The 24431-nt window shown below is 56.0% G+C and carries 22 protein-coding genes and 2 pseudogenes; 8 read left to right on the top strand and 16 right to left on the bottom strand.

The genetic code is table 11. The features are described 5' to 3' along the window. Positions 1-148: 148 nt before the first annotated feature. The 6 genes from HT085_RS10920 to HT085_RS10895 form a co-directional block, all read right to left on the bottom strand. Positions 149-415: an oxidative damage protection protein gene (locus tag HT085_RS10920; RefSeq protein ID WP_002214948.1), complete on the bottom strand. Its 267-nt coding sequence runs from the start codon at positions 413-415 to the stop codon at positions 149-151. Between the two features lie 73 nt (positions 416-488). Continuing rightward, positions 489-959 (bottom strand): 23S rRNA (pseudouridine(1915)-N(3))-methyltransferase RlmH, encoded by a 471-nt coding sequence (rlmH, locus tag HT085_RS10915; protein WP_003690383.1) that lies wholly within the window; start codon positions 957-959, stop codon positions 489-491. Positions 960-1011: 52 nt separating this feature from the next. After that, on the bottom strand, positions 1012-1398 hold the full coding sequence (rsfS, locus tag HT085_RS10910; protein ID WP_003687037.1) for a ribosome silencing factor: 387 nt from the start codon (positions 1396-1398) through the stop codon (positions 1012-1014). A 58-nt stretch (positions 1399-1456) separates the two neighbouring features. Then, a complete protein-coding gene (nadD, locus tag HT085_RS10905) occupies positions 1457-2062 on the bottom strand; it encodes a nicotinate-nucleotide adenylyltransferase (protein ID WP_003687035.1) in 606 nt (201 codons plus the stop codon). Beyond that, entirely contained in the window at positions 2059-2658 is a 600-nt protein-coding gene (locus HT085_RS10900; RefSeq protein ID WP_003690382.1) for a beta-class carbonic anhydrase, read from the bottom strand. The genes nadD and HT085_RS10900 overlap by 4 nt, the downstream gene beginning before the upstream one ends. A 28-nt stretch (positions 2659-2686) precedes the next feature. After that, entirely contained in the window at positions 2687-4228 is a 1542-nt protein-coding gene (locus tag HT085_RS10895; RefSeq protein ID WP_010356090.1) for an ABC transporter permease, read from the bottom strand. A gap of 390 nt (positions 4229-4618) precedes the next feature. On the opposite strand from HT085_RS10895, the pseudogene HT085_RS10885 reads away from it, so the two are divergent. After that, a pseudogene (locus tag HT085_RS10885) lies at positions 4619-6005 on the top strand (GntP family permease). A gap of 19 nt (positions 6006-6024) precedes the next feature. Continuing rightward, positions 6025-6543, top strand: coding sequence for a gluconokinase, GntK/IdnK-type (locus HT085_RS10880; protein ID WP_003690379.1), 519 nt, complete (start codon positions 6025-6027; stop codon positions 6541-6543). Between the two features lie 185 nt (positions 6544-6728). Here the strand turns inward: HT085_RS10880 and thrB are convergent, their stop codons facing one another. Further along, positions 6729-7646 (bottom strand): homoserine kinase, encoded by a 918-nt coding sequence (gene thrB / locus HT085_RS10875; protein WP_003687024.1) that lies wholly within the window; start codon positions 7644-7646, stop codon positions 6729-6731. 36 nt (positions 7647-7682) lie between these two features. Next, positions 7683-8411, bottom strand: coding sequence for a bifunctional 2-polyprenyl-6-hydroxyphenol methylase/3-demethylubiquinol 3-O-methyltransferase UbiG (gene ubiG / locus HT085_RS10870; RefSeq protein WP_003687021.1), 729 nt, complete (start codon positions 8409-8411; stop codon positions 7683-7685). A gap of 147 nt (positions 8412-8558) precedes the next feature. Here ubiG and HT085_RS10865 point away from each other — a divergent pair, with 147 nt between their 5' ends. After that, on the top strand, positions 8559-9800 hold the full coding sequence (locus tag HT085_RS10865; RefSeq protein ID WP_047918020.1) for an aromatic amino acid transporter: 1242 nt from the start codon (positions 8559-8561) through the stop codon (positions 9798-9800). 151 nt (positions 9801-9951) lie between these two features. Beyond that, the gene (locus HT085_RS10860; protein WP_010951397.1) at positions 9952-11007 is read left to right on the top strand and encodes a glycosyltransferase family 4 protein; all 1056 of its coding nucleotides are present in this window, start codon (positions 9952-9954) and stop codon (positions 11005-11007) included. Positions 11008-11073: 66 nt separating this feature from the next. On the opposite strand, the gene HT085_RS10855 is transcribed toward HT085_RS10860, so the two are convergent. Further along, a complete protein-coding gene (locus HT085_RS10855; RefSeq protein ID WP_003697862.1) occupies positions 11074-12726 on the bottom strand; it encodes an LTA synthase family protein in 1653 nt (550 codons plus the stop codon). A gap of 142 nt (positions 12727-12868) precedes the next feature. On the opposite strand from HT085_RS10855, the gene gmhB reads away from it, so the two are divergent. The 3 genes from gmhB to HT085_RS10840 are packed head-to-tail and all read left to right on the top strand — an operon-like array spanning position 12869 to position 14891. Further along, positions 12869-13432, top strand: coding sequence for a D-glycero-beta-D-manno-heptose 1,7-bisphosphate 7-phosphatase (gene gmhB, locus HT085_RS10850; protein WP_003687015.1), 564 nt, complete (start codon positions 12869-12871; stop codon positions 13430-13432). Positions 13433-13461: 29 nt separating this feature from the next. Continuing rightward, on the top strand, positions 13462-14205 hold the full coding sequence (locus tag HT085_RS10845; protein ID WP_003687014.1) for a lysophospholipid acyltransferase family protein: 744 nt from the start codon (positions 13462-13464) through the stop codon (positions 14203-14205). Next, a complete protein-coding gene (locus HT085_RS10840; RefSeq protein ID WP_003690369.1) occupies positions 14202-14891 on the top strand; it encodes a YgjP family zinc-dependent metalloprotease in 690 nt (229 codons plus the stop codon). Before HT085_RS10845 ends, HT085_RS10840 begins: the two co-directional genes overlap by 4 nt. Before the next feature lie 63 nt (positions 14892-14954). On the opposite strand, the gene HT085_RS10835 is transcribed toward HT085_RS10840, so the two are convergent. From HT085_RS10835 to HT085_RS10800, 7 genes and pseudogenes are all read right to left on the bottom strand, one after another. Further along, on the bottom strand, positions 14955-15146 hold the full coding sequence (locus HT085_RS10835; RefSeq protein ID WP_014580443.1) for a hypothetical protein: 192 nt from the start codon (positions 15144-15146) through the stop codon (positions 14955-14957). A gap of 293 nt (positions 15147-15439) precedes the next feature. Further along, positions 15440-15565: pseudogene (locus HT085_RS10830) on the bottom strand (IS110 family transposase); the annotation flags it as partial. A gap of 727 nt (positions 15566-16292) precedes the next feature. Next, entirely contained in the window at positions 16293-18500 is a 2208-nt protein-coding gene (gene uvrD, locus HT085_RS10825; RefSeq protein ID WP_003690365.1) for a DNA helicase II, read from the bottom strand. Between the two features lie 423 nt (positions 18501-18923). Next, on the bottom strand, positions 18924-21614 hold the full coding sequence (gene glnE, locus HT085_RS10815) for a bifunctional [glutamate--ammonia ligase]-adenylyl-L-tyrosine phosphorylase/[glutamate--ammonia-ligase] adenylyltransferase (protein ID WP_003690363.1): 2691 nt from the start codon (positions 21612-21614) through the stop codon (positions 18924-18926). 193 nt (positions 21615-21807) lie between these two features. Beyond that, the gene (locus HT085_RS10810; RefSeq protein WP_003690361.1) at positions 21808-22143 is read right to left on the bottom strand and encodes a hypothetical protein; all 336 of its coding nucleotides are present in this window, start codon (positions 22141-22143) and stop codon (positions 21808-21810) included. A gap of 13 nt (positions 22144-22156) precedes the next feature. Then, positions 22157-22630 carry a DUF2247 family protein gene (locus tag HT085_RS10805; RefSeq protein WP_003689964.1) on the bottom strand — a complete coding sequence of 158 codons (474 nt, stop codon included), beginning with the start codon at positions 22628-22630 and terminating at the stop codon, positions 22157-22159. Between the two features lie 196 nt (positions 22631-22826). Next, positions 22827-23834 (bottom strand): quinone-dependent dihydroorotate dehydrogenase, encoded by a 1008-nt coding sequence (locus HT085_RS10800; RefSeq protein ID WP_003689966.1) that lies wholly within the window; start codon positions 23832-23834, stop codon positions 22827-22829. Positions 23835-24065: 231 nt separating this feature from the next. On the opposite strand from HT085_RS10800, the gene acpP reads away from it, so the two are divergent. Further along, positions 24066-24302, top strand: coding sequence for an acyl carrier protein (acpP, locus tag HT085_RS10795; protein WP_003689968.1), 237 nt, complete (start codon positions 24066-24068; stop codon positions 24300-24302). Positions 24303-24431: the final 129 nt, after the last annotated feature.

The raw sequence follows: 24431 nt of genomic DNA, 5'->3' as shown, positions 1-24431 counted from the left end.
CTCCTGAAAGCGCGGTTGGAAATAACGGGGGATTTTAACATTGCCCAATGTCAAAATTTGTCCGGTTGCGTGAAGATAAAGTTGTCCGGCGTATTTTAAAGGCCGTCTGAAGCAGTTTCGGACAGCCTGTGTTCAAAACGGAAAACCGTTATTGCGGAACGTATCCCTGCACGGCATCCGCGCCGTCGCCGAAGAAATACTGCTCCATCTGCTGAGCCAGGTATTCGCGCGCGCGCGGATCGGCAAGGCTTAAGCGGTTTTCGTTAATCAGCATGGTTTGGTGGCGCGTCCACGCCGCCCATGCTTCTTGCGATACGTTTTCAAAAATGCGTTTGCCCAATTCGTTGGGCAGCGGCGGAAATTTCATGCCTTCGGCTTCTTTGTTGAGCTTGACGCAGAATACCATTCGTGCCATAGCGGATTCCTTTGCTGTGTTCAGAAATAACGGGGCGATTTTAACCGATTAGGGGGTACAGACAAAAGCCTTTTTATTCCCGATGATAAGGATGGTTGTGCAGGATGGAAACGGCCCGGTAGAGCTGCTCGGTCAGAAGGACGCGCACCATGCCGTGCGGCAGGGTGAGGCTGGACAGGCGCATCATCATGCGGGCTTGTTGTTTGAGGCGGTCGGTCATGCCGTCCGCGCCGCCGATGACGAAGCAGACGTGTTCGCCGTTTTGCCGCCAGCTTTTGAGGTGTTCCGCCAGCTCGACGGAGGTCGGTGCTTTGCCGCGTTCGTCAAGAACGACGAGGAACGCGCCTTGCGGAATGGCTTCAAGGATGCGTTTTTCTTCCGCCGCCATACCTTGGACGGCATTCACGCCCGCGCCGCGTTTTTCGGGTTTGATTTCTTTGAGTGCGTAGGCGGCGTCGCGTCCGAAGCGTTTGGCGTATTCGGCGACGGCCTCATCAACCCAACGCGGCATTTTGGTGCCGACTGCCAAGACGGTAATGTTCAATGCTTTCCCCCTTACAGGAAATGCCGTATGAATATTCAGACGGCATCGGGAATCAGTCTGCAGCGTGCCACGGCTTCTGCATTCCGGCGTGGAAACTCGGTTTCTCGCCGCCCCAGATGGTGTCAATGTCGTAGAAGTCGCGCACGGCAGGGAGCATGACGTGGACGACGAGGTCTCCTGCATCAACCAACGTCCATTCGCCGCTGTCTCCTTCGGTACTGAGGATTTCAAAACCGGCTTCTTTCAAATCGACGGCAACGTTGTTGGCCAGTGCTTTGACTTGGCGCGTACTGTCGCCGCTGGCGATAATCATTCTGGCAAACAGCGAAGTTTTGTCTTGCGTTTCGAGAACGGAAATGTCTTTGGCTTTGATGTCTTCGAGGGCATTGACGGCGACCCCGACCATTTTTTGCAGGTCTTGCAGTTCTTGTTCGTTCATTGTTTTCCTAACGGGATGTTTTCAGACGGCATTATAGCCTCTCCTTACTGATTTGACTTTATTTTTCATACAAACCGTGTTTTCGGATATAACGGGCGGCGGCAGGCGGGATGCCGTCTGAAACACCGGCGGCACTCAGGTTGCGGCGGATTTCCGTTGACGACACATTATGCATCGGGGCTGACAAGATGCGGACGCTGCCGTCCTGAAGGGCATTGCCCAGCCACGCGTGCAGTTCGCGCGGGGTTTGGTGCAGGCTGTCGCCCTGCCGCATGGCGACGGCGATATTGGTTTCGCGCACGAGCAACTGCCATTTTTTCCATGTGTGCAGCTTCAGCAGGCTGTCGCTGCCCATCAGCCACCAAAGTTGCGCGGACGGGAACTGCCGGCGGAAGATTTGGACGGTATCAAAAGTATAGGTTGCACTTTCTCGGACGATGTCGCAGTCGCTGACGGCAAAACGCGCGTCTTCTGCCGTCGCCAGTTCGACCATGGCAAGGCGGTCGGCGGCGGAAGCGGAGGCGGCGTCTTTGTGATACGGGCCGCCTGCCGGCAGGAAAACAACCGCGTCCAACCCGATTTCGTCGGCAAAGGCACGGGCGATATGAAAATGCCCGTTGTGTATCGGGTCGAAAGTGCCGCCGAACAGTCCGATTTTCTTCATGATGTTTCCATTCCTTCCGATAAGTCCATGCCGTCTGAAACACTGCCGTCCACAACCAGCGTCAGTTTGCCGGTAACGGGATGGATGACCAGTCCGTGAACGGCGATATGGCGCGGCATCAGCGGATGGTTGCGGATAAGGTCCACCGTGTGGCGCACGCTGTCTTCGACGTTGTCGAAACCGGTCAGCCAGCCGTCGAGGTCGACACCTGCATAACGCAGGGTTTCGATACGGTCTTCGGGAATCCGGCTTTCCCGGACGCGCCCGAGGAATTCTTCGGCATTCAGCCCCTGCATACCGCAATCGTGATGGGCGATGACCATAATCTCTCTGACCTTCAATTCAAACACGGCAACCAAAAGGCTCCGCATCACCGAACCCCACGGGTGCGTAACCAGCGCGCCGGCATTTTTAATCAGCTTGGCATCGCCGTTTTTCAAACCCAACGCGTCGGGCAGCAGCCCGATAATCCGCGCATCCATACAGGACAAAACCGCCAGCCCGCGTTCGGGGTATTTGTCGGTAAAGTATTTTTCATATTCTCCCGACTCGACAAACTTCTGATTATAGGAAAGGATTTCGCTCAACTCGCTCATTTTGCCGTCCTCTGAAAAAGGGTTCGCATTATAACGTTTCCGTCCGTTTTCCGCCTTCGCCGTTGTCCAACAGCAGGAAAATGCACACCGCAAATGCCGACAACAGCAATGTCAACACCATTGCCCGCGCATAATTGTCCTCACCCGCACGCCCCAAATAGGCATAAATCAAAGTCGTCAACGTCTGCCATTCCGGACGCGACAGGAACAAGGTTGCCGCAAATTCGCCCACACACGTCGCCGCCGCCAAAGTCAGACCGCGCCGCAACGCCGGTTTCAAGAGGGGGAACGTGATACGGCATGCCGTCTGAAAGCCGTTTGCGCCCAAACCTGCCGCCGCCCTGCCGTAATCCGGCGGCAGTGCATCCCAGGCCGATAAAACATCTTTTGCCACAAACGGATACGCCAGCAGCGCATACATCGCCAGCAGCAGCGGTAACGAAGCCGTCCACCCCGGATAAAGCAGCAGCACGCCCGCCGAAACACAAACCGGCGACACCATAAACGGTAAAAACACCAGTCCGCGCATCCACACCAGCCGCCGCGCCGCCGCCGCATACACCACACCCAAAACCGCCGCCGCAAACACCGCCGCCGCCGAAAAGCGCAAAGTATTCCACACTGCCTGCCACGTTTCACTTTCCATTAACACACGCCGCGATTCGCCGGCCGACCACGCTTTCACAACAATTGCCGACAAAGGAAACAGGCAGCACACGGACAACACCGCCACCGAAAATGCCAGCAATACATATTCCCCCACCGATTGAGGCGGCGACGGCATCACGGGGGAAACCGCCTTATCCGAAACCGCGCGCCTGCCGAACCACGCATACAGCAACCCTGCCGCCGCCGTTACCCCCAACACCAGCCACACCAGCGCCGAAGCCCCCGCCATATCGAGTTCGAACATAACCAACTGGTAAATTTCCACTTCGACCGTGGCATAACGGCTGCCGCCCAACAGCAATGCCAGCCCGAACCCCGAAAAACAATACAGGAAGACAAGGCACACGCCGCCGGCAAGCCACGGGCGCAAAACGGGCATTTCAATGTCCCAAAACCGCCGCCACGCCCCCGCGCCCAACGTCCGTGCCGTCTGAAGCCGTGCCGCAGGCACTTGAGCAAACCCCTGATACGCCGCCCTGACCAACACGGGCAGGTTAAAAAACACATTGCCGTACAACAACAGATACGGCGTATCCTGCCGGCCGCGCCACAACAGCCCGTCCGCCCCGAACAGAGCCAGCACGCCCACGCCCGCCACCAGCGTCGGCATCACAAACGGCAGCATCAGCAGGCGCAGCACCAAAGCCCGCCCCGGGAACGCCAGCCGCGCCAGCACCCACGCGACAGGCACGCCCAAAGGCAGCACCAGCACACAGGTTGCCGCCGCCTGAAACACCGTCCACGCCAAACGTTTGAACATATAGGCATCCGACAGCACCGCGCGCCACGCCAAACCGTCATACGCCGCCACCGCCCACAAAGGCGCAACGACCATTACCGCCAAAAAAGCCGAAGGCAGCAGGGAAAAAGCACCCCGTACCGCCCAACGCCGTCCATCCATCGCCTTCCCCACTTGAAACACTGATGTTGCGATTGTACCCAAAAGCCCCACATACCGTATATTTCAATCCGACTACGTACCGTATCCGCCTTCCTCCCGCCGTCTGAAATATAGCGGATTAACAAAAATCAGGACAAGGCGGCGGGCCGCAGGCAGTACAAATAGTACGGAACCGGTTCGCCCGGTGCTTCAGCGCCTTAGGGAACCGTTCCCTTTGAGCCGGGGCGGGGCAACGCCGTACCGGTTTTTGTTAATCCACTATAAATCGTTCAAATAAACAGGAATATAACTTCAGACAAACAACTTACCGCCCGATTTGTGCTATCGTTTTCGCACAACTTAAAAAAACCTGACAATTTTGTACTTTTATTACAGAGAAAGGCTTTACAAATGGACGGCCGGACACAGACGCTGTCCGCGCAAACCTTGTTGGGCATTTCGGCGGCGGCAATCATCCTCATTCTGATTTTAATCGTCAAATTCCGCATCCGCGCGCTGCTGACACTGGTCATCGCCAGCCTGCTGACGGCTTTGGCAACCGGTTTGCCCACAGGCAGCATCGTCAACGACGTACTGGTCAAAAACTTCGGCGGCACGCTCGGCGGCGTGGCGCTTCTGGTCGGTCTGGGCGCAATGCTCGGACGTTTGGTAGAAACATCCGGCGGCGCACAGTCGCTGGCGGACGCGCTGATCCGGATGTTCGGCGAAAAACGCGCACCGTTCGCGCCGGGCGTTGCCTCGCTGATTTTCGGCTTCCCGATTTTCTTCGATGCCGGACTAATCGTCATGCTGCCCATCGTATTCGCCACCGCACGGCGCATGAAACAGGACGTACTGCCCTTCGCGCTTGCCTCCGTCGGCGCATTTATCCGTCATGCACGTCTTCCTGCCGCCCCATCCGGGCCCGATTGCCGCTTCCGAATTTTACGGCGCGAACATCGGCCAGGTTTTGATTTTGGGTCTGCCGACCGCCTTCATCACATGGTATTTCAGCGGCTATATGCTCGGCAAAGTGTTGGGGCGCGCCATCCATGTTCCCGTTCCCGAACTGCTCAGCGGCGGCACGCGAGACAGCGACCCGCCGAAAGAACCTGCCAAAGCAGGAACGGTCGTCGCCGTCATGCTGATTCCCATGCTGCTGATTTTCCTGAATACCGGCGTATCGGCCCTCATCAGCGAAAAACTCGTGAGCGCGGACGAAACCTGGGTTCAGACGGCAAAAATGATCGGTTCGACACCTGTCGCCCTTCTGATTTCCGTATTGGCCGCACTGTTGGTCTTGGGACGCAAACGCGGCGAAAGCGGCAGCACGTTGGAAAAAACCGTGGACGGCGCACTCGCCCCCGTCTGTTCCGTGATTCTGATTACCGGCGCGGGCGGTATGTTCGGCGGCGTTTTGCGCGCTTCCGGCATCGGCAAGGCACTCGCCGACAGCATGGCGGATTTGGGCATTCCCGTCCTTTTGGGCTGCTTCCTTGCCGCCTTGGCACTGCGTATCGCGCAAGGTTCGGCAACCGTCGCCCTGACCACCGCCGCCGCGCTGATGGCTCCTGCCGTTGCCGCCGCCGGCTTTACCGACTGGCAGCTCGCCTGTATCGTATTGGCAACGGCGGCAGGTTCGGTCGGTTGCAGCCACTTCAACGACTCCGGCTTCTGGCTGGTCGGCCGCCTCTTGGATATGGACGTACCGACCACGCTGAAAACCTGGACGGTCAACCAAACCCTCATCGCACTCATCGGCTTTGCCTTGTCCGCACTGCTGTTTGCCATCGTCTGACAGACGGAAAGGATAGTAAATGACTACGCATTTTGTCGTTACGGGCGTATGCGGCTGCGGCAAGACCACCGCCGCGCCGTCCCTGCAGAAACACCTCGGTCAATGTCCCTATGCCGAAGGCGACGAGTTCCACACCCAAGCCAACCGCGACAAGATGGGCGCGGGTATTCCGCTGACCGATGAAGACCGCTATCCGTGGTTGGGCAATCTGCGCGACTGGATGACGCAACAGGCGCAAAACGGCGCGGACCACACCATCGTAACCTGTTCCGCCCTCAAACGCGGCTACCGCGACATTCTGCGCGGAGCCGAAGGCAAAGCCGCCTTCATCCACCTCAGTCCGCCGCAAGACATCAACCTCGAACGCATGATGTCGCGCAAAGGGCACTACATGAAAGCAGGGATGCTCGATTCGCAACTGGAAATCCTCGAGGAACTGGGCGAAGGCGAATACGGGGTCAAAATCGCCAACCCCGGCACGCCCGAAGCGGTCGAAGCCGATATTCTGAACTGGGTTGCCTCGGAAAACCTGCTTTGAAGCAATATGCCGTCTGAAGCCCGGCACAGGATGGGTTTCAGGCGGCATAAACATCGGGAACAGAATGAATTACATTGATTTAAAATGGAAAATACCCGGCTATCGTCTCATTTTCGTTTTAATCAGCCATAAAAATGCCGTCCGAAACCCTTTCAGACGGCATTTCTGTCAAACGCCGGACGCACTCAATCCAAACTCAACAGCAGGTTGCGGAACGCGTTCGGGTCTTTGATAAACGTCATCTCGCCCGCCTGCGGAAAATGAAAATCCAACAGGCGCGACACCCAAAAACGGATGCAGCCGGCGCGTTGGGCGGTCGGGAAATACGCCTTTTCCCCGGCACTCAAGGGGCGCACGCCCTCATAACCGCCGATAAACGCCTTTTTCAACGCCTCATCCAACTTATTGTCCGCCGTCCTTGCCCAATCGTTGACCGCAATCGCCAAGTCATACATAAAATTGCCCCGGCAGGCATAATAGAAATCGATGAAGCCCGATACCTGACCGCCGTCAAGCAACACATTGTCTTTAAACAGGTCGGCGTGGATGATGCCCGAAGGCAGATGGTTGCCGAGATTGTCCTTCAGCGCATCGATTTCGGAACACAGCAGCGCGGCATCGTCTTGCGACAGGACGGGCAGCAGCCGGGCGCACGCTTCCGTCCACCACGCATCGTAACGCGGGTTTTCCATTTCCAAAGGGAAATCGGCGGCGGCAAGGTGCATTTTCGCCAACATCGCACCGGTATGGAAACACTGCTCAGCCGTCGGCAGCGCGGTATCCGAACCTTTCAGGCAGGCAACCAGGCAGGCCGGCTTGCCCGCCAAAACGGAATCGAGCCGGCCGTCTTTGCGCGCAACCGGCGCGGCAACCGCCACGCCCTTCATACTCAAATGCCGGTTAAGCTCCAGAAAAAACGGCAGCTCTTCCTGTTTCAACACTTCAAACACGGTCAGCACATAACGTCCCGAAGTCGTCGTCAGAAAATAATTGCTGTTGGTAATCCCCTGCGCAATGCCCTGCAGGGAAACAAATTCCCCCAAATCGTAACCGCTCAGGAAGCCGCGCATTTCATCATCGGAAACACTGGTATAGACAGACATATCAACTCACTTGCTCAAAAACGGGCAAACCCGCCGTCAGAACGCCGGACGGCAGGCAAACATATAATTCACATCGGTCGAATCGCACAGGGCATAAGTTTGCGACAACACATGGTAAGTCATACCCTTCGTATCCGCCACATCCAAGCCCGCCTGACGGCACATCCGCGCCAGCTCGGCAGGCGAGATGAATTTTTTCCAGTCGTGCGTGCCTTTGGGGACAAACTTCAACAGATATTCCGCCGCCACAATCAGATGCAGGTACGATTTCGGGTTTTTATTGATGGTGGAAAAAAACACCATGCCGTCCGGCCTGACCAGCTTGGCACAGGCACGCACGATGGCGGCGGGATCGGGGACGTGTTCCATCATTTCCATGCACGTTACCACATCGAACGAGTGCGGTTCCGCCCCGGCAAGGTCTTCCACGCGGACACATTCGTATTCGATATCGGCGACATTGTTCAAAGCCGCGTGCAGGCGGGCGGTTTCCAACGACTGCTCCGCCATGTCGATACCTTTGACAAACGCCGCGCCGCGCCGCGCCATGCTTTCCGCGAGGATGCCGCCGCCGCAGCCTACATCTAAAACCCGTTTGCCGCGCAAATCCGCGTGTCCGTCGATATAATCCAGCCGCAGCGGATTGATGTCGTGCAAGGTTTTGAACTCGCCCGACTTGTCCCACCATTTGTCGGCAATCCGGCTGAACTTGGCGATTTCTCCCTCATCGACATTATATTTTTTGTCGGACATTTTCCCTCCCATCTGACGAACCGCCCCACTCAAAAACCCAAGATTATACTATGGGACGCAATGCCGTCTGAAAGCCTTTTCGGGCGGCGCGGCGCAAATACCTTACAAACCCTTACACTTTACGGCATAATGCAGGCTGTTTTTCCCGAGGAGGCTTATATGTCCGCCAAAACTCCGTCGCTCTTCGGCGGCGCGATGATTATCGCCGGCACGGTCATCGGCGCAGGTATGCTCGCCAACCCCACCGCCACCTCCGGCGTATGGTTTACAGGCTCGCTGATTGTGTTGCTTTACACTTGGTTTTCCATGCTCTCCGGCGGCCTGATGATTTTGGAAGTCAACACCCATTATCCGCACGGCGCAAGTTTCGACACCATGGTCAAAGACCTGCTCGGACGCGGCTGGAACATCATCAACGGCATCGCCGTCGCCTTCGTTTTATACCTGCTCACCTACGCCTACATCTTCGTCGGCGGCGACCTGACCGCCAAAGGCATCGGCAGCGCAGTAGGCGGCAAAATTTCGCTCACCGTCGGACAACTCGTCTTCTTCGGCATCCTCGCCTTTTGCGTATGGGCATCCGCACGCTTGGTCGACCGCTTTACCGGCGTCCTCATCGGCGGCATGGTATTAACCTTTATTTGGGCAACCGGCGGCCTGGTTGCCGATGCCAAACCGTCCGTCCTCTTCGACACCCAAGCCCCCGCCGGCACCGGCTACTGGATTTACGCCGCCACCGCCCTGCCCGTCTGCCTCGCTTCCTTCGGCTTCCACGGCAACGTTTCCAGCCTGCTCAAATACTTTAAAGGCGACGCGCCCAAAGTGGCGAAATCCATCTGGGCAGGTACGTTGGTTGCCTTGGTAATTTACGTCCTCTGGCAAACCGCCATCCAAGGCAACCTGCCGCGCAACGAGTTCGCCCCCGTGATTGCCGCCGAAGGGCAAGTCTCCGTCCTGATTGAAACCCTGTCCAAATTCGCCCAAACCGGTAATATGGATAAAATATTGTCCCTATTTTCCTACATGGCAATCGCCACCTCGTTTTTAGGCGTAACCTTAGGCCTGTTCGACTACATCGCCGACATCTTCAAATGGAACGACAGCATGTCCGGCCGCACCAAAACCGCCGCGCTGACCTTCCTGCCGCCCCTGATTTCCTGCCTGCTCTTCCCCACCGGCTTCGTTACCGCCATCGGCTGCGTCGGCCTGGCGGCAACCGTCTGGACAGGCATCATCCCCGCCATGCTGCTCTACCGTTCGCGCAAAAAATTCGGCGCAGGCAAAACCTATAAAGTTTACGGCGGCTTGTGGCTGATGGTTTGGGTCTTCCTTTTCGGCATCGCCAACATCGCCGCACAGGTATTGAGCCAAATGGAACTCGTCCCCGTATTTAAAGGATAAAGGCAAAATGCCGTTTGAAACCCGCCGGCGGCTTCAGGCGGCATTGCCGCAACAAACGGCAACCGTATTCCGGCACACAGCGCATTACCCTACCCCCTCACGCACAAATCCCGCCCCGACAGGCGCGGGACGCAACCATAAAGGAACAATGATGAAGCTCAAAATAGACATTGCAACCAACAACTTCAAACACGGCGGCGGCACGGAACGCTACACATTGGATTTGGTAAAGGGTCTGAACAGACAAAACATCACACCGGCCGTTTATGCGACGAAATTTGATCACGGCATTCCCGAATACGCCATGATCGAACCCCATCTTGTCGATCAACGCCGGACGCTGAAAAAACTACGCTCGTTCCTCTTTTCAAGCCGGCTCGCTCAAACCAGAAAAAACAGTGCCGCCAAACTGATTGCCTGCCACCACGCCGATTACGCCGACCTCCTCATCTGCGGCGGCACGCACTTGGGCTACCTGCACCATATGGCGCAAAAACCGAACCTGCTCGACCGCCTCGCCATACGCCGCAACCGCAGCAACTACGCCACCGCCAAACTGATTGTGGCGCATTCCCATATGATGCGGCGCGAACTGGTCGGACTATACGGCGTTCCCCCCGAAAGAATCCAAGTCGCCCCCCCCCCCGCAGATACGGAACGCTTCTTTCCACAACCTAGAGAAACTGCCGCCCTGCGCGCCAAATACGGTTTTGCCGACCATGAAACCGTTTTCCTATTCCCATCGACCGGCCACACGCGCAAAGGCCTGGAACTGCTCGCCGACTTTTTCGAACAAACCGAACTGCCCGTCAAGCTCGCCGTTGCCGGTTCACCGCTTCCCCGCCCGATGAAAAACGTCGTCGGACTGGGCTTCTGCACCGATATGCCCGAACTCTACCGCGCCGCCGACTTTACCATTATGGCATCCCTGTACGAACCCTTCGGGCTGGTCGGTGTCGAATCCGCCCTATGCGGCACACGCGTCGTCCTCTCCGAAAACATGGCATGTACAGAGGTCATGAACGAAGAAGCCGGATTCTTTTTCTCACGACAAAACCCGGAAACCCTCGCGCAAGCCGTTGCCCAAGCCGTCAGCCTTAAAAAACAGGGCGGACACCGCCTGTCCGACCCGATGCGGGCGCTGAACTACAACCCGTCCCTGTCGCACCACATCGACCGACTGACCGACATGCTGGCATCCGTATAACAAAATGCCGTCTGAACGGGTTTTCAGACGGCATTTTCGCAACCGTTGCAGCCGTGCGGCAAAAAGCTAACGGGCAATTTTCAAAACGTCGTACAGATAGTTGCGGTAATTTCCGACCAACTCCCGGTTCGGGCAGTCTTCCAACCCTCCGCCGCACAAACCGCGCATCGCCATATTCGCACGCATGAAGCCGTCTTTGGCTTCCAAACCAGCCGCCTCCATCAGTACGCCGCCTGCAAAGGCAAGGTCGAGGAAATCCTGCCGCTGTACGAATCCGCCGGCAATATTGCTCCTGACGGCAAACTGCGTTACATAATCCGGCTGAGCGTAATCCCATTTCTTCCTGACGGACACGCCCTCAAACGGTACCTGATGATCGCCGAAATAACCGAAAACAAAGGGTTTGCCGCGTTCGTGCAGATAACGGTCGAAACTTTCCACCGCTTTGTCCAAATCGGCAATGCGCCCGATGTAGTCGTTAAGCGCGGATACGGTTTTCGCATTCAAATCGGGCGCATCCAAATCAAACACATTGTCGGTATCCGTCCGATACGGCCCGTGCTCCTTCATGGTCAGCACATATACGAACATCGGCTGCCGCACGTTTTCCAAATCGGGATGGCGTTTTTCGAGAATCATCCGCGCATACTGCATCATTTCCTCACTGGAAATGTGCCACAGGTTTTTGCCCATCGGCGCGGGATAGCCCAAATCTTGCGGCTGGAACATCAGATTAAAGCCGAAATGGTCATATGCTGCCTTGGCATTGTAGTTGCCCTTGGTAAACGGCGAGAGCGCCACGCAAAAATAACCGTGTTCGCGCAGGTTGCGGACAAAACCGGTCTGCAAATGCGGTACGACCGAATAAAACACGCCGCTTGCCAACGCGCCGAAATCTGTGGACGGAACACCCGCCAAAAACGCAAATTCGGACTTCCACGTTGCGCCGCCGAAAGTATGCACGCGCAAAGGTGAGGAAAATACAGTATCTTCCTGCCGTCCGAACATTTTCAAATCGGGAATTTTGGCGGCGGCAAAATCGAAACAGTGCGGATCGAGCGTCGATTCCATCAGGGTAACGACAATATCGGGCTTTTCATCCGACATGCCGTACGGCCGGGTTTCAGACGGCATCTGCCTGGCAAACGCTTCCCCGTCGCCCTCGAACACGGGTACTTGGAAAAACACCGCCCGACAGGACATCGGCAGGTTCAAAAACACGTCGCGCCCGTCGTCCGGCAGCGAGTCCAGCCACGTCTTTACCGCGCCGGGGTGCTTGGAAAAATGCCGCACCGACACGAACGCCGCCGCAAACAGAACCGCGCCCGCCCAACGCCACGGCATACCCAAAGAATCCGCACCGCTCCAGCCGAAAACCGCATATGCCGCCAAAGCCAGCAGCCCCGCCATACCGATAACCGCTTCCTTATAATGAAACAGCGTTTCCCAATTCCGCCAGTCGGCAATCAGCAAAAAGTCGGAAATCAACAGCGGCTGTTTGTAATAATGGATTTTCAGCCTGTGGAACAGTATCAGCACCACAAACCAGACCGAAGCGAAATTCAAGGCGCGCTGCCACTGCGCCGTCAACATCAGCATACCGCCCGCCAAAAAGACAAACAGCGCCGACGCGAAAAAATACGTCCAGCGGTAGTGCGACCTGACAATCAGCAGCACCACCGCCGTTACAAACAAAAATAGGAAAGCATAGGCAACCATCCCGCCCCACTCCTCAAAACGGCATACCTGTGCCGTTGCGAATTATTATCGAAAGCGTGCATTATAATGCAGCACAGGCGCATTTCCACCGATATTTCAGTATAATGCCATCCCCGAACCCGCCCAACCCAAAGGAACCGTGATGAAACTCATCATTCTCGACCGCGACGGCGTCATCAACCGGGACCGCGACGACTTCGTCAAATCCGTTGACGAGTGGATACCTGTCGAAGGCAGCATGGATGCGGTGGCATTCCTGACGCAGGCAGGCTGCACCGTTGCCGTCGCCACCAACCAATCCGGCATCGGCCGCAAATATTTTACCGTTCAAGACCTCACCGAAATGCATGCCAAAATGCACCGCCTCATCCGTCAGGCGGGCGGGGAAATCGACGGCATCTGGTTCTGCCCGCATACCGGCGCCGACGGCTGCAACTGCCGCAAGCCCAAACCGGGCATGATTGAAGACATCCTCGAACGCTTCAACGCCCAAGCTTCGGAAACTTGGCTGGTCGGCGACAGCCTGCGCGATTTGCAGGCAATCGATGCCGTCGGCGGAAAACCCGCGCTGGTTCTGACCGGAAAAGGCAAAAAAACGCTCTCCCAACACGGACACGAATTACCCGGACACACACAGGTTTTCGATACCCTGCTCGATTTCTCACAATACATCATGCAGGAAAACGCCGCACCGCAAGCCGACTGAACATACCGCATTTCCGACAAGGCAAAACCATGCTCATCATCCGCAACCTGATTTACTGGCTGATACTCTGTTCCAGCCTGATTTTCCTCTTTCCCTTTATGCTGCTCGCCTCGCCTTTCCGGGACGGGGCGCACAAGATGGCGCGGGTCTGGGTCGGCATCCTCAACTGGTCGCTCAAACACATCGTCGGGCTCAAATACCGCATCATCGGCGCGGAACACATTCCGGACCGCCCCTCCGTCATCTGCGCCAAACACCAAAGCGGCTGGGAAACGCTCGCGCTCCAAGAGATTTTTCCGCCGCAGGTTTACGTTGCCAAGCGCGAGTTGTTCAAAATCCCCTTTTTCGGCTGGGGCTTGAAACTGGTCAAAACCATAGGCATAGACCGCAACAACCGCCGCGAAGCCAACGAACAGCTCATAAAACAGGGTTTGGCGCGCAAAAACGAAGGTTATTGGATTACCATTTTCCCCGAAGGCACGCGCCTTGCGCCCGGAAAACGCGGCAAATACAAACTCGGCGGCGCGCGCATGGCGAAAATGTTTGAGATGGACATCGTCCCCGTCGCCCTCAACAGCGGCGAATTTTGGCCGAAAAATTCCTTTCTGAAATATCCGGGGGAAATCACCGTCATCATCTGTCCGACCATCCCGCACGCAAGCGGCAGCGAAGCCGAATTGATGGAAAAATGCGAACATCTCATCGAAACGCAGCAGCCGCTCATTTCCGGCGCAGGCCCGTTTGCCGCCGAAATGCCGTCTGAAACCGCATGACCTCCCTGATTCACACCCTTTCAGACGGCATAGAACTGACCGTCGAAATCAACCGCCGTGCCAAGAAAAACCTGATTATCCGCCCTATCGGCACACATACCGTCCGCATCAGCGTCCCACCCTGCTTCTCCGTCTCCGCCCTCAACCGCTGGCTGTATGAAAACGAAGCCGTCCTGCGGCGGACACTGGCGAAAACACCGCCGCACAATACGGCAAACCGACTGCCCGAACATATCTGGTTCCACGGCAGGCAGCTTGCCCTTACCGCCCATCAAGACACGCAAATCCTGCTGATGCCGTCTGAAATCCTCGTCCCCGAAGGCGCGCCCGAAAAACAGCTTGCGCTGCTGCGGGACTTTTTGGAACGGCAGGCGCACAGTTACCTGATTCCCCGTCTCGAACACCACGCCCGCGCCACGCAACTGTTCCCCGCCTCCTCCTCGCTGACCTCCGCCAAAACCTTCTGGGGCGTGTGCCGCAAAACCACAGGCATACGCCTCAACCGGCGGCTGGTCGGCGCACCCGAATACGTTGCCGACTATGTCTGCATACACGAACTCTGCCACCTCGCCCATCCCGACCACAGCCCCGCCTTTTGGGAACTGACCCGCCGCTTCGCCCCCTACACGCCCGAAGCAAAACAGCGGATCAAAATCCACGGCAGGGAGCTTTTCGCCTTGGGCTGACGCAGCCCCGGGCCGACGCTTTCAGACGGCATCCGTGCCGGAACAGGCACGCGCCCGCCCGATTCAAACCGCGATGACGCTTTGCCGCCGGTTCGGGGCAGGATGGCGGCATCCGCGCCGTCCGCACCGTTTCATTTCACACCGCCCTTCCGAAACCCGCCCGATCCGACGTGCGGTATGAAACGCTTGAGCCGGCGCGAAGTCTTCTACTGATTTGCCCGCGAAAATACCGTCCGAAAGGTTTTCGGACGGCATTTTTTTGCGTTTTCCTGGATGGCGGCGGATTCGTAAAAGGCGGGCAGGGTGGATTGCAGGATGGGTTGAGGCCTGCCAAATCCGCCAACTCTACCGAATACGCCGCCGTCATTCCCGCGCAGGCGGGAATTTGGTTTTGTCGGTGCGGAAACTTATCGGATAAAACGGTTTCTTAGATTCCACGTCCTAGATTCCCGCCTGCGCGGGAATGACGGTTCGGGTATTTCTGACGATTCATCGAGCCGTAGCAACTGTATTTTCCACCCCGTCGGGCAAAAATACCAAAACTCAAATCAAGCCGTCCGAATACCGTTTTCGGCGGTATCGTTTGCGGCAAAATAATCACGCATCCGGGCATTCGATATCGTCGGCAGTTTGCGCATACATGCCGTAACGGCAACCTTATACGGCTTACCCTTGTATGGCGGATTAACAAAAATCGGGACAAGGCGGCGGGCCGCAGACGGTACAAATGGTACGGAACCGATCCGCCCGGTGCTTCATCACCTTAGGGAACCGTTCCCTTTGAGCCGGGGCGGGGCAACGCCGTACCGGTTTTTGTTAATCCGCTATACAGCAGGCGTTGGTGGAAATCCCGAATAAGCGGTTCAAAACGTGTCGCTGCCGCGGCAGCCATATACAGTTGGCAACTGTCCGGTTGTGCCGATGGGTTGCCCTGCCGCTCCCTGAGCTACGCAACGGTTGTCTGCCTTGGGCGGGCGCGGGTGGCGGCCGGGCGGTTTGTCGCTATGATACGGAAGTTCCGATATACAAGGGCGGGCTTCAGCCCGCCAAATCCACCAACTCCGCCGAATCCACCGATTCCCGCCGCCGTCATTCCCGCATAAGCGGGAATCCAGACCTGTCGGTGCGGAAACTTATCGGATAAAACGGTTTCTTTAGATTTTGCGTTCCGGATTCCCACTTTCGTGGGAATGACGGAATGTAGGTTCGCGGGAATGACGGCGGCGGCTGCGGCAAAATTGCCCTTCCCGTTTTCAGACGACTATTTGCCTTGTCCTTGCTACGGTTTTTTGCCGTAGGTCGGATTCTCGAATCCGACATTTCCAACAGCGGTTTTTCGGAAACGATAAACGCGTCAAATGTTTTTTTGTCGGATACGAATATCCGGCCTGCATTTCAAATTTACATCGCTTCCAATTTCGCAAACTTGGTATCCAGCTCTTTCACGCCCTGTTTGCCGAAGTTGATGGTCAGTCGGGCGGATTCGCCTTTGTCTGCGGCATCGATAATCACGCCGGTGCCGAATTTGGCGTGACGGACGTTTTGTCCGATGCGGAAGCCTGCGTAGGTTTGCGGCTGTTTGAAGTCATCGATGATTTTGTCCCGTTGTACGGTGGTTTGGCGCGTGTTGCCGTAGCTGTCGAAGGCGGGTTTTTTGACGGACAGGTAGTGCAATACTTCTGGCGGGATTTCTTCGACGAAGCGGGATGCGATGCCGAATTGGGTTTGTCCGTGCAGCATGCGTTGCTGTGCCATGGTGATGTAGAGGCGTTTGCGGGCGCGGGTGATGGCGACGTACATGAGGCGGCGTTCTTCTTCGAGGCCGCCGCGCTCGGCAAGGCTCATTTCGCTGGGGAAACGCCCCTCTTCCATACCGGTGAGGAAGACGGCGTTGAATTCCAAGCCTTTGGCGGCGTGGACGGTCATCAGTTGGACGGCTTTTTCGCCTGCCCCTGCTTGGTTTTCGCCGGATTCGAGGGCGGCGTTGCTCAAGAAGGCGAGGATGGGGAAGGCGGGGTCGTCTGAAATGTTTTCGGGCAGGGTTTCAAAGTTGCTGTCTTCGGGTTTGAACTCGATGGCGGCGTTGACGAGTTCGTCAAGGTTGTCGAGGCGGTCTTGGTTGTCGCCTTTTTGGGTTCGGTAGTGCTCGGTCAGACCGCTGTCTTTGAGGATGCCGACGATGATTTCGGACAGGTGCATTTGTCCGACTTGGTTGCGCAGGGCTTCAATCAGGCGGACGAAGGCGGCGACTTTGGCGGCTTTCGCGCCGGCGTTGCAGGCTGCCTGCCAGAGGGTGATGCCTTGTTCGTTTGAGGCCGTCTGAAGGTTTTCGACGGTGCGCGCGCCGATGCCGCGCGGTGGGAAGTTGATGACACGCAAGAGGGCGTTGTCGTCGTCGGGATTGACGGCGAGGCGCAGGTAGGCGAGGGCGTGTTTGATTTCTTGGCGTTCGTAAAAGCGCAGGCCGCCGTAGATTTTGTAGGGGATGCCGCTGCGGAACAGGCTTTGTTCGATGACGCGCGATTGGGCGTTGCTGCGGTAGAGGACGGCGATTTCGTCCAAATCCCAGCCTTCGCGTTCGAGGGCTTTGGTTTCATCCACGATGAACCGGGCTTCTTCGAGGTCGGTAAAGGCGGAGTAGTAGCGGATTTTGTCGCCTGCTTCGGCGTCGGTGCGCAGGTTTTTGCCGAGACGTTCGTCGTTGTTTTCGATAACGGCGTTGGCGGCGGCGAGGATGTTGCCGACGGAGCGGTAGTTTTGTTCGAGTTTGACGGGCGCGTCGATGTGGAATTCTTCCATCAGTGCGGTCATGTTGCCGACGTTTGCGCCGCGGAAGCGGTAAATGCTTTGGTCGTCGTCGCCGACGGCAAATACCGCTGCGTTACCGCCCGCCATGAGTTTGAGCCAGGCGTATTGCAGTTTGTTGGTGTCTTGAAACTCGTCGACCAGAATGTGGTTGAAGCGGTTTTGGTAGTGCCGGCGCAGGATTTCGTTACTTTGCAGCATTTCGTAGCTGCGGAGCATGAGTTCGGCGAAATCGACCACGCCTTCGCGTTGGCAGATTTTGTCGTATTCGGCGTAGCACCCAATCATGCGGCTTGTGTGCGGATCGGGCGCGCCCAAGACGGAAGCGCGCAAACCGGATTCTTTTTGCGCGTTGATAAAGCCTTGCAGCGAACGCGGCGCGATGATTTCTTCGGCGATGTTGAGGCTTTTGAGCAGGCGTTTGATGAGGGAAAGCTGGTCGCCGCTGTCGAGGATTTGAAAGGAAGACGGCAGGCCTGCGTCGCGGTGGTGCAGGCGCAAAAAGCGGTGGCACAAACCGTGGAACGTGCCGAGCCACATAGCGCGGACGTTGATGGGAATCATTGCGCCGAATCGGGTTTGCATCTCTTTGGCGGCCTTGTTGGTAAACGTTACCGCCATAATGCTGTGTACGCTGGCTTGTCCGCTTTGCAAAAGCCATGCGATACGCGTGGTCAGCACGCGCGTTTTGCCGCTGCCTGCGCCTGCCAAAACGAGGGCGGATTGCGGCGGCCAGGTTACGGCGGAGAGTTGTTCGGGGTTCAAGCCTTGCAGCAGATTGGGGGCGGATTGGTCGGGAAACATAAGGATGCCGTCTGAAAAATGGAATGCGCTATTTTAATAGAAACGGAAGGATGCCTGACAACTTGATTTTGATTTCGGTTTTGGCAAAGCCCTCGCCGACACACGCACGCAAAACCTTGATAGGCGGATATCACATTGCGGCGTTCCAAACCGATTTGGACGGACGCATCGACAGGATGCGGGCTGATTTGCCGAGCCTGACCATGGTCAAGCTCGGAAAGCCCCTTCCCCGTAAAGGCGGTATTCGAATAGGCTTTGATATCGCCCTATCGGTTGGGGAAAATATTTCGGTTTGCCGCCTGAACATAGGAATAACCGCCTTTCAATTTGCAAACAACCGAAATCGTACCGATTGTTCAGACACAGCCAAAAACAAATGCCGTCTGAAACCCGAATCGTCAGGCTTCAGACGGCATTTTTTGTTCAGGCGGTTGCCGCTTCCTCCCCGAACACTTCCCGCCACAATTTCCTGACATTGCCGTAATGGGACAGCAATTCGTCGCTTACTTCGGTTTTTGCCGCGTCGCGCAGTTTGGTGTTGTGCTGCTGCCGGCGGTAGAGGCGGTAGGCGGTGCGGCTTTGTCCGGCGAGGGTTTTGTCAATCAAACCGCAGTCGGCGGCGATGTTCAATAGGGCGATGTTGCCGTAGTTGTCCAAGAGTTGCGGATACTGGCGGGCATGGGCAAGTATCAGATATTGGACGATAAATTCGACGTCGACCACGCCGCCGCGCGCGTATTTGACGTTGCTGTCGGCAGGCGGATGGGTGGGGAACATTTTTTCGCGCATTTCGATGATTTCGCCTGCCAAGGCGGTTTGGTCGCGTTCGGCAGTCAGCATTTCGGTGCGGATGCGGTCGAATGCCGTCTGAATTTCGGGTGTGCCGCAGATGAAGCGGGCGCGGGTGAGGGACTGGTGTTCCCATGTCCATGCGTTTTCACGCTGGTATTTTCCAAAGGCGGCGATGCTGTGCGCGAGGAAACCGGCGTCGCCATTAGGGCGCAGGCGCAGGTCGGTTTCGTAGAGGCTGCCCGCGCCGGTGGCGGCGGAAAGCCGGTTGGTCAGGCGGCGGGCGAGGCGGCTGTACACGTCGCCTGCTTCGGGATGGGGATCGTCGTAAAGATAGACTAAGTCGAGGTCGGAGGCGTAGCCGAGTTCTTTGCCGCCGAGCTTGCCGTAGCCGATGACGGCGAATTGCGGGGTGTCGCGGTGTTTTTTGGGCATATCCGCCCACGCGCACGAAAGGGCGGCGGCAATGACGGTGTCGGCGAGGGCGGAGAGTTGGTCAGAGAGGGATTCTACCGTCCACAATCCGGCGAGGTCTTGGACGGCGAGGCGGAAGACTTGGGCGTGTTGGAAATGGCGCAGCGTGTCCATTTGCGCTTCGGTATCGCCGCCGCAGGCTTCGATGCCGTCTGAAAGGGCGGCGGCGAGTGCCTGCCAATCAAACGCGGTATCCAAAAGCTGCGCGCTGATGAGTTCGTCCAACAAAATCGGATATTTGTTCAGATACGCCGCCACCCACGAGCTTTGGCTCATAATCTGCGCCAGTTGTGCCAAGGTTTGCGGATGTTCGTTGAGGAAGGCGAGATAGGCGGAGCGGAGGCTGATGTTTTCGAGAAAATCCAACAGCCGCATCAGCGTATCTGTCGGGTTGTTTTGCTCTGCCGCCGCCTGTACGAACAGCGGCACAATGGTGTCAAAGCGCGGCTGGGCGTGTGCGGAAAGGCGGCGGTATTTATGTCCGTGGCAGATTTGTTCGAGCCTTGCGGTGACGGCTTCGGCATCGAACCCGTGTTCTTTCAGACGGCCTAGCCGTTCTTCTTCGTCGGGTTTTTCCTGCCATGCCCATTGCCATTCGCTATTGCTTTGCGCTTGTTCTTCAGGTTCGCTCAAAATTTCGTTGAACAACTGATTGACTTTGTTCCGATGAACATTGAGGCCGTCTGAAAAAGCGGCATAACTGTCGAAACCCATGCTTTCGGCGAGCAGTTGCCGCTGTTCGGGCGAGATCGGCAGGGTTTGGGTTTGCCGGTCGTCCCAGTATTGCAGGCGGTGTTCGACATCGCGCAGGAAGCGGTAGGCGGCAAGCAGGGTTTCGACGTTTTCAGACGGCATAATGCCCATCTCGGCAATTTTCTTCAGCGTTTCCTGCGTGCCTTTCAGTTGCAGCGCGCGCATTTGGCCGCCGCGTATCATCTGGAAAATCTGGGCGATAAATTCAACCTCGCGGATGCCGCCCGCGCCGAGTTTGATGTTGTCCGCCATGCCTTTTTTGCTGACTTCGCTGCGGATTTGGCGGTGCAGGTTGCGCATCGCCTCATACGCGCCGTAATCCAGATATTTGCGGAACACGAAGGGGCGCACCAGCGATTTGATGTCGTTCGGATACGGCGTGACTACGCGGCCTTTGCACCACGCATAGCGTTCCCATTCGCGCCCCTGCGTAATCAGATATTGCTCCAGCGCGGTTTCACTCAACACCAGCGCGCCCGAATCACCGTCCGGCCGCAGCCGCATATCGACGCGGAACACCTGCCCGTCGGCAGTAATGCCGTTCAACAATGCAATCAGTTTCTGCCCGACTTTGGTAAAAAACTCCTGATTCCCCCGTTCGCGCCTGCCGTCGGTGTCGCCCGATTCGGGATAGACGAAAATCAAATCGATGTCGGAAGACACGTTCAGCTCATAGCCGCCCGCCTTGCCCATCGCCACCACGCTCAAATGCTGCGGCGATTTGGTATAACGCCCGATCGGCGTGCCGTACATGTCCTGATAATAGGCGTAGGCGAAATCCAGCGCGGTATTGACGGCAAAATCGGCAAACAGCGTAATCGTGCGGGTAACTTCGTTCAAATCGCTGATGCGGTTTATATCGCGCACGATAATCTGCGACACCACATAACGGCGCAACTCGCGCAACTGCCGCGCCAATTCTTCCTCGCTTTCTTCCGCGCGGATTTTGTCCCAGTCGGCAAAGGCTTGGAAATCCTCATCCGTCAACGCCTTGTCCAGCATGGGCAGGAAAATTTCGGGCTTGAGTTTGCCGTTGTCGAGCTGGCGGGCGAGGAACAGGGAATGGCGGCGGGCGGTGTCGAGGCGGTGGTCGGACATTTCGGATTCCGTTTGAAAGGATGGCGGGAATGTGATAGCGGATGAACTTCAAATCAGGGCAAGGCGGAGCCGTACCGGTTTAAAGTCAAGCCACTATATCATAGCAACCTTCGATGCCGTCTGAAACCTTGCCCCGATATTCGGACGGATGCCTGCCGATAAAAAAACAGCGGCAAATGCCGCCGTTTCCCGTTCAAACCTCGCCACGCTCTTTTAAAACAGCATAAGCCGCACCTTTCTCCCGTGTGGAATTTTTAAAAAAACCATCACTCTTTACGATTTCATGCAGCTCCTCACTTGATTTCTCCGCATATTCCATTTTCAACGCCTTATGCTGATTGCCGGCTTCAATCAATCCCTCGCCTACTGCTTTTGCTGCTTTTCCCACACTACCCCAAAAACCCATAATCATGTCCTCCAATCGTTTCAAATAAATAAGGTCGTTGTTTCTGTCAAGAAACAACGACAGTTTATAAACTGTCGGAAAACAAAATGCCGTCTGAACGCCGGATAACGCTTCAGACGGCATCGGATTGCCGGTTTTAACCCTGCCCGCCGCCGTTGTTCAAATAGTGTTCCCAGTGAGAATATAACCGGGCAATATTTTCTTCATAACTATGATTAGAAGGGATATAGCCGTCTTTGGGCGGCATATACCTGACAAATGATTCTATTTCTTCCGGGTAATCAAAATCCGCATAAATTTTTTCAACTTCCCCCAGAGGATCCTCAAATTCTTCCTTTCTATGGAATACGTCATTTAGGAGGATGTACAGCCAATTTTTAGGGGAATAACCCCTCGTTTCCGAAGCCAAATCTTCTAGAACAGGCTTTAATTCAAAAATATTGGATTTGTTGGTTAAAGATAGCTTGAACACGCGTTCATCATGATCTGAAAGCGTCATTTTTCGGGCATAAGCTGCCACATCAGCCCAACCCAAGTATTTATTCTCATACCCCCACAGAATATCCTTCCAAGAAAGGCGGACTTTTTGAGCGGTTAAATCAAGGTTCATTTTTTACTCCGGTTGCCTGCCCCGTGTTCACGCATCGGTTTGCCTGCCCCGTCATTCCGCCCCTTTCGATTGACGCCTGTTACGAAAAGTCTTCCAAATGACGGCTGATTGCCTCTTCAACAGTCGGATACCAATCTATGAAAATGCCGTCTGAACGGCAAAACGTGCGTTCAGACGGCATTTTGGGTGGGGCGCGTCATCGCGCCAATGCCTTCAAACATTCTTTGACCAACGCCGGGCCTTTGTATATCAATCCGCTGTACACTTGGACGGCGGTCGTGCCCAAGCGGATTTTCTCTGCCGCGTCCCCGCCTTCCATAATGCCGCCTACGCCGATAATCGGCAATGCGCCGTCTATGTGTTCCGCCAGTTTTTTCAGCACCCGGTTGCTTTTTTCGCGCACGGGAAAACCGCTCAAACCGCCCTGCTCGCCTGCGAGCGGATGGCTGCCGAGGCTTGATTTGTCGATGGTGGTGTTGGTAGCGATGATGCCGTCCATTTCGACGGATTTGACGACGCGGGCGATGTCTTCGATTTGTGCTTCATCCAAATCGGGGGCGATTTTGACGGCTAGCGGGATGTATTTGCCGTGGGCGGCGGCAAGCTGCGCCTGTTTGTTTTTCAGGGCTTCGAGCAATGCGCCCAATTCGCCGCCGCCTTGCAGCGCGCGGAGGTTTTTGGTGTTGGGCGAGGAAATGTTGACGGTAATGTAGCTTGCGTGCGCGTAGGCTTTTTCGAGGCAGATTAAATAATCATCGGCGGCGTTTTGGATGGGCGTAACCGCGTTTTTGCCGATGTTGATGCCCAATACGCCTTGATATTTGCTTTTTTCAATATTGCGTATCATCGCGTCGATGCCGTGGTTGTTAAAACCCATTCGGTTGATGATGCCTTGGTGTTCGGGAACGCGGAAGAGGCGCGGCTGCGGGTTGCCGGGCTGCGGGTTGCGCGTAACCGTGCCGATTTCGAGGAAGCCGAAACCGAGCGCGCCCAAAGCGTCGATGTATTCACCGTTTTTGTCGAGACCTGCGGCAAGCCCGACAGGGTTGGGCAAATCCATACCCATCAGTTTTATAGGTTTGGTACGGTTGTCGGTTACGGGAATCAGGCCCAATTTATAAACCGTGTTGAGCGCGTCGAGCGTGAAGTGGTGGGCTTTTTCGGCATCGAGTGCAAACAGGATGCGGCGGGCAAGTGGATACATGACAGGGCTTTCTGCTTCAGATGGAAATGCCGCCATTTTAACCGAAATCCCGCCAAACATACGGCACACAGGTCAAACTTGAACGACAAAACCCGCCGCACCCAAAAATGTACAAATCCGCAAATATTGATATAATAGGCATTAGATAGAAAACTCTATTAAAAATCGGTACAATACCACCGATTTATTTCCCTTAAACAACCTGCCGCAAGGCATAAAGGAACGACTGATATGTCAAACATCGAACAACAAGTTAAGAAAATTATTGCTGAACAACTGGGCGTAAACGAAGCCGACGTGAAAAACGAATCTTCCTTCCAAGACGACTTGGGCGCGGATTCTTTGGATACCGTGGAGCTGGTTATGGCTTTGGAAGAAGCCTTCGGCTGCGAAATCCCCGACGAAGATGCCGAAAAAATCACCACCGTCCAACTGGCTATCGACTACATCAATGCCCACAACGGCTAACCGGTCGTCGCCCGACACAACAGCCTCTGCTGCACCGCGCAATAGAGGCTTTTCCCTTATATGGCAAACTGTTTGAACCCCTGCCGCAAATTACAGACGGCATCTGCACGACAGCCGCATATGCCCCCA

The sequence above is a fragment of the Neisseria gonorrhoeae genome (assembly GCF_013030075.1).
Classification (GTDB): domain Bacteria; phylum Pseudomonadota; class Gammaproteobacteria; order Burkholderiales; family Neisseriaceae; genus Neisseria; species Neisseria gonorrhoeae.
The sequence above is the reverse complement of the archived record's forward strand: the minus strand, read 5'-3'. Positions and strand labels throughout refer to the sequence as shown.

What these genes read in the sequence shown, in the direction of transcription:
- HT085_RS10920 (WP_002214948.1), bottom strand. Translation starts at nt 415, where the DNA reads ATGGCACGAATGGTATTCTGCGTCAAGCTCAACAAAGAAGCCGAAGGC.
- thrB (WP_003687024.1), bottom strand. Translation starts at nt 7,646, where the DNA reads ATGTCTGTCTATACCAGTGTTTCCGATGATGAAATGCGCGGCTTCCTG.
- HT085_RS10805 (WP_003689964.1), bottom strand. Translation starts at nt 22,630, where the DNA reads ATGAACCTTGATTTAACCGCTCAAAAAGTCCGCCTTTCTTGGAAGGAT.
- HT085_RS10900 (WP_003690382.1), bottom strand. Translation starts at nt 2,658, where the DNA reads ATGAGCGAGTTGAGCGAAATCCTTTCCTATAATCAGAAGTTTGTCGAG.
- HT085_RS10835 (WP_014580443.1), bottom strand. Translation starts at nt 15,146, where the DNA reads ATGCCGTCCGAAAACCTTTCGGACGGTATTTTCGCGGGCAAATCAGTA.
- HT085_RS10865 (WP_047918020.1), top strand. Translation starts at nt 8,559, where the DNA reads ATGTCCGCCAAAACTCCGTCGCTCTTCGGCGGCGCGATGATTATCGCC.
- HT085_RS10855 (WP_003697862.1), bottom strand. Translation starts at nt 12,726, where the DNA reads ATGGTTGCCTATGCTTTCCTATTTTTGTTTGTAACGGCGGTGGTGCTG.
- acpP (WP_003689968.1), top strand. Translation starts at nt 24,066, where the DNA reads ATGTCAAACATCGAACAACAAGTTAAGAAAATTATTGCTGAACAACTG.
- HT085_RS10880 (WP_003690379.1), top strand. Translation starts at nt 6,025, where the DNA reads ATGACTACGCATTTTGTCGTTACGGGCGTATGCGGCTGCGGCAAGACC.
- uvrD (WP_003690365.1), bottom strand. Translation starts at nt 18,500, where the DNA reads ATGTTTCCCGACCAATCCGCCCCCAATCTGCTGCAAGGCTTGAACCCC.
- HT085_RS10800 (WP_003689966.1), bottom strand. Translation starts at nt 23,834, where the DNA reads ATGTATCCACTTGCCCGCCGCATCCTGTTTGCACTCGATGCCGAAAAA.
- HT085_RS10860 (WP_010951397.1), top strand. Translation starts at nt 9,952, where the DNA reads ATGAAGCTCAAAATAGACATTGCAACCAACAACTTCAAACACGGCGGC.
- HT085_RS10895 (WP_010356090.1), bottom strand. Translation starts at nt 4,228, where the DNA reads ATGGATGGACGGCGTTGGGCGGTACGGGGTGCTTTTTCCCTGCTGCCT.
- glnE (WP_003690363.1), bottom strand. Translation starts at nt 21,614, where the DNA reads ATGTCCGACCACCGCCTCGACACCGCCCGCCGCCATTCCCTGTTCCTC.
- gmhB (WP_003687015.1), top strand. Translation starts at nt 12,869, where the DNA reads ATGAAACTCATCATTCTCGACCGCGACGGCGTCATCAACCGGGACCGC.
- rsfS (WP_003687037.1), bottom strand. Translation starts at nt 1,398, where the DNA reads ATGAACGAACAAGAACTGCAAGACCTGCAAAAAATGGTCGGGGTCGCC.
- HT085_RS10840 (WP_003690369.1), top strand. Translation starts at nt 14,202, where the DNA reads ATGACCTCCCTGATTCACACCCTTTCAGACGGCATAGAACTGACCGTC.
- nadD (WP_003687035.1), bottom strand. Translation starts at nt 2,062, where the DNA reads ATGAAGAAAATCGGACTGTTCGGCGGCACTTTCGACCCGATACACAAC.
- HT085_RS10845 (WP_003687014.1), top strand. Translation starts at nt 13,462, where the DNA reads ATGCTCATCATCCGCAACCTGATTTACTGGCTGATACTCTGTTCCAGC.
- ubiG (WP_003687021.1), bottom strand. Translation starts at nt 8,411, where the DNA reads ATGGGAGGGAAAATGTCCGACAAAAAATATAATGTCGATGAGGGAGAA.
- HT085_RS10810 (WP_003690361.1), bottom strand. Translation starts at nt 22,143, where the DNA reads ATGCCGTCTGAAGCGTTATCCGGCGTTCAGACGGCATTTTGTTTTCCG.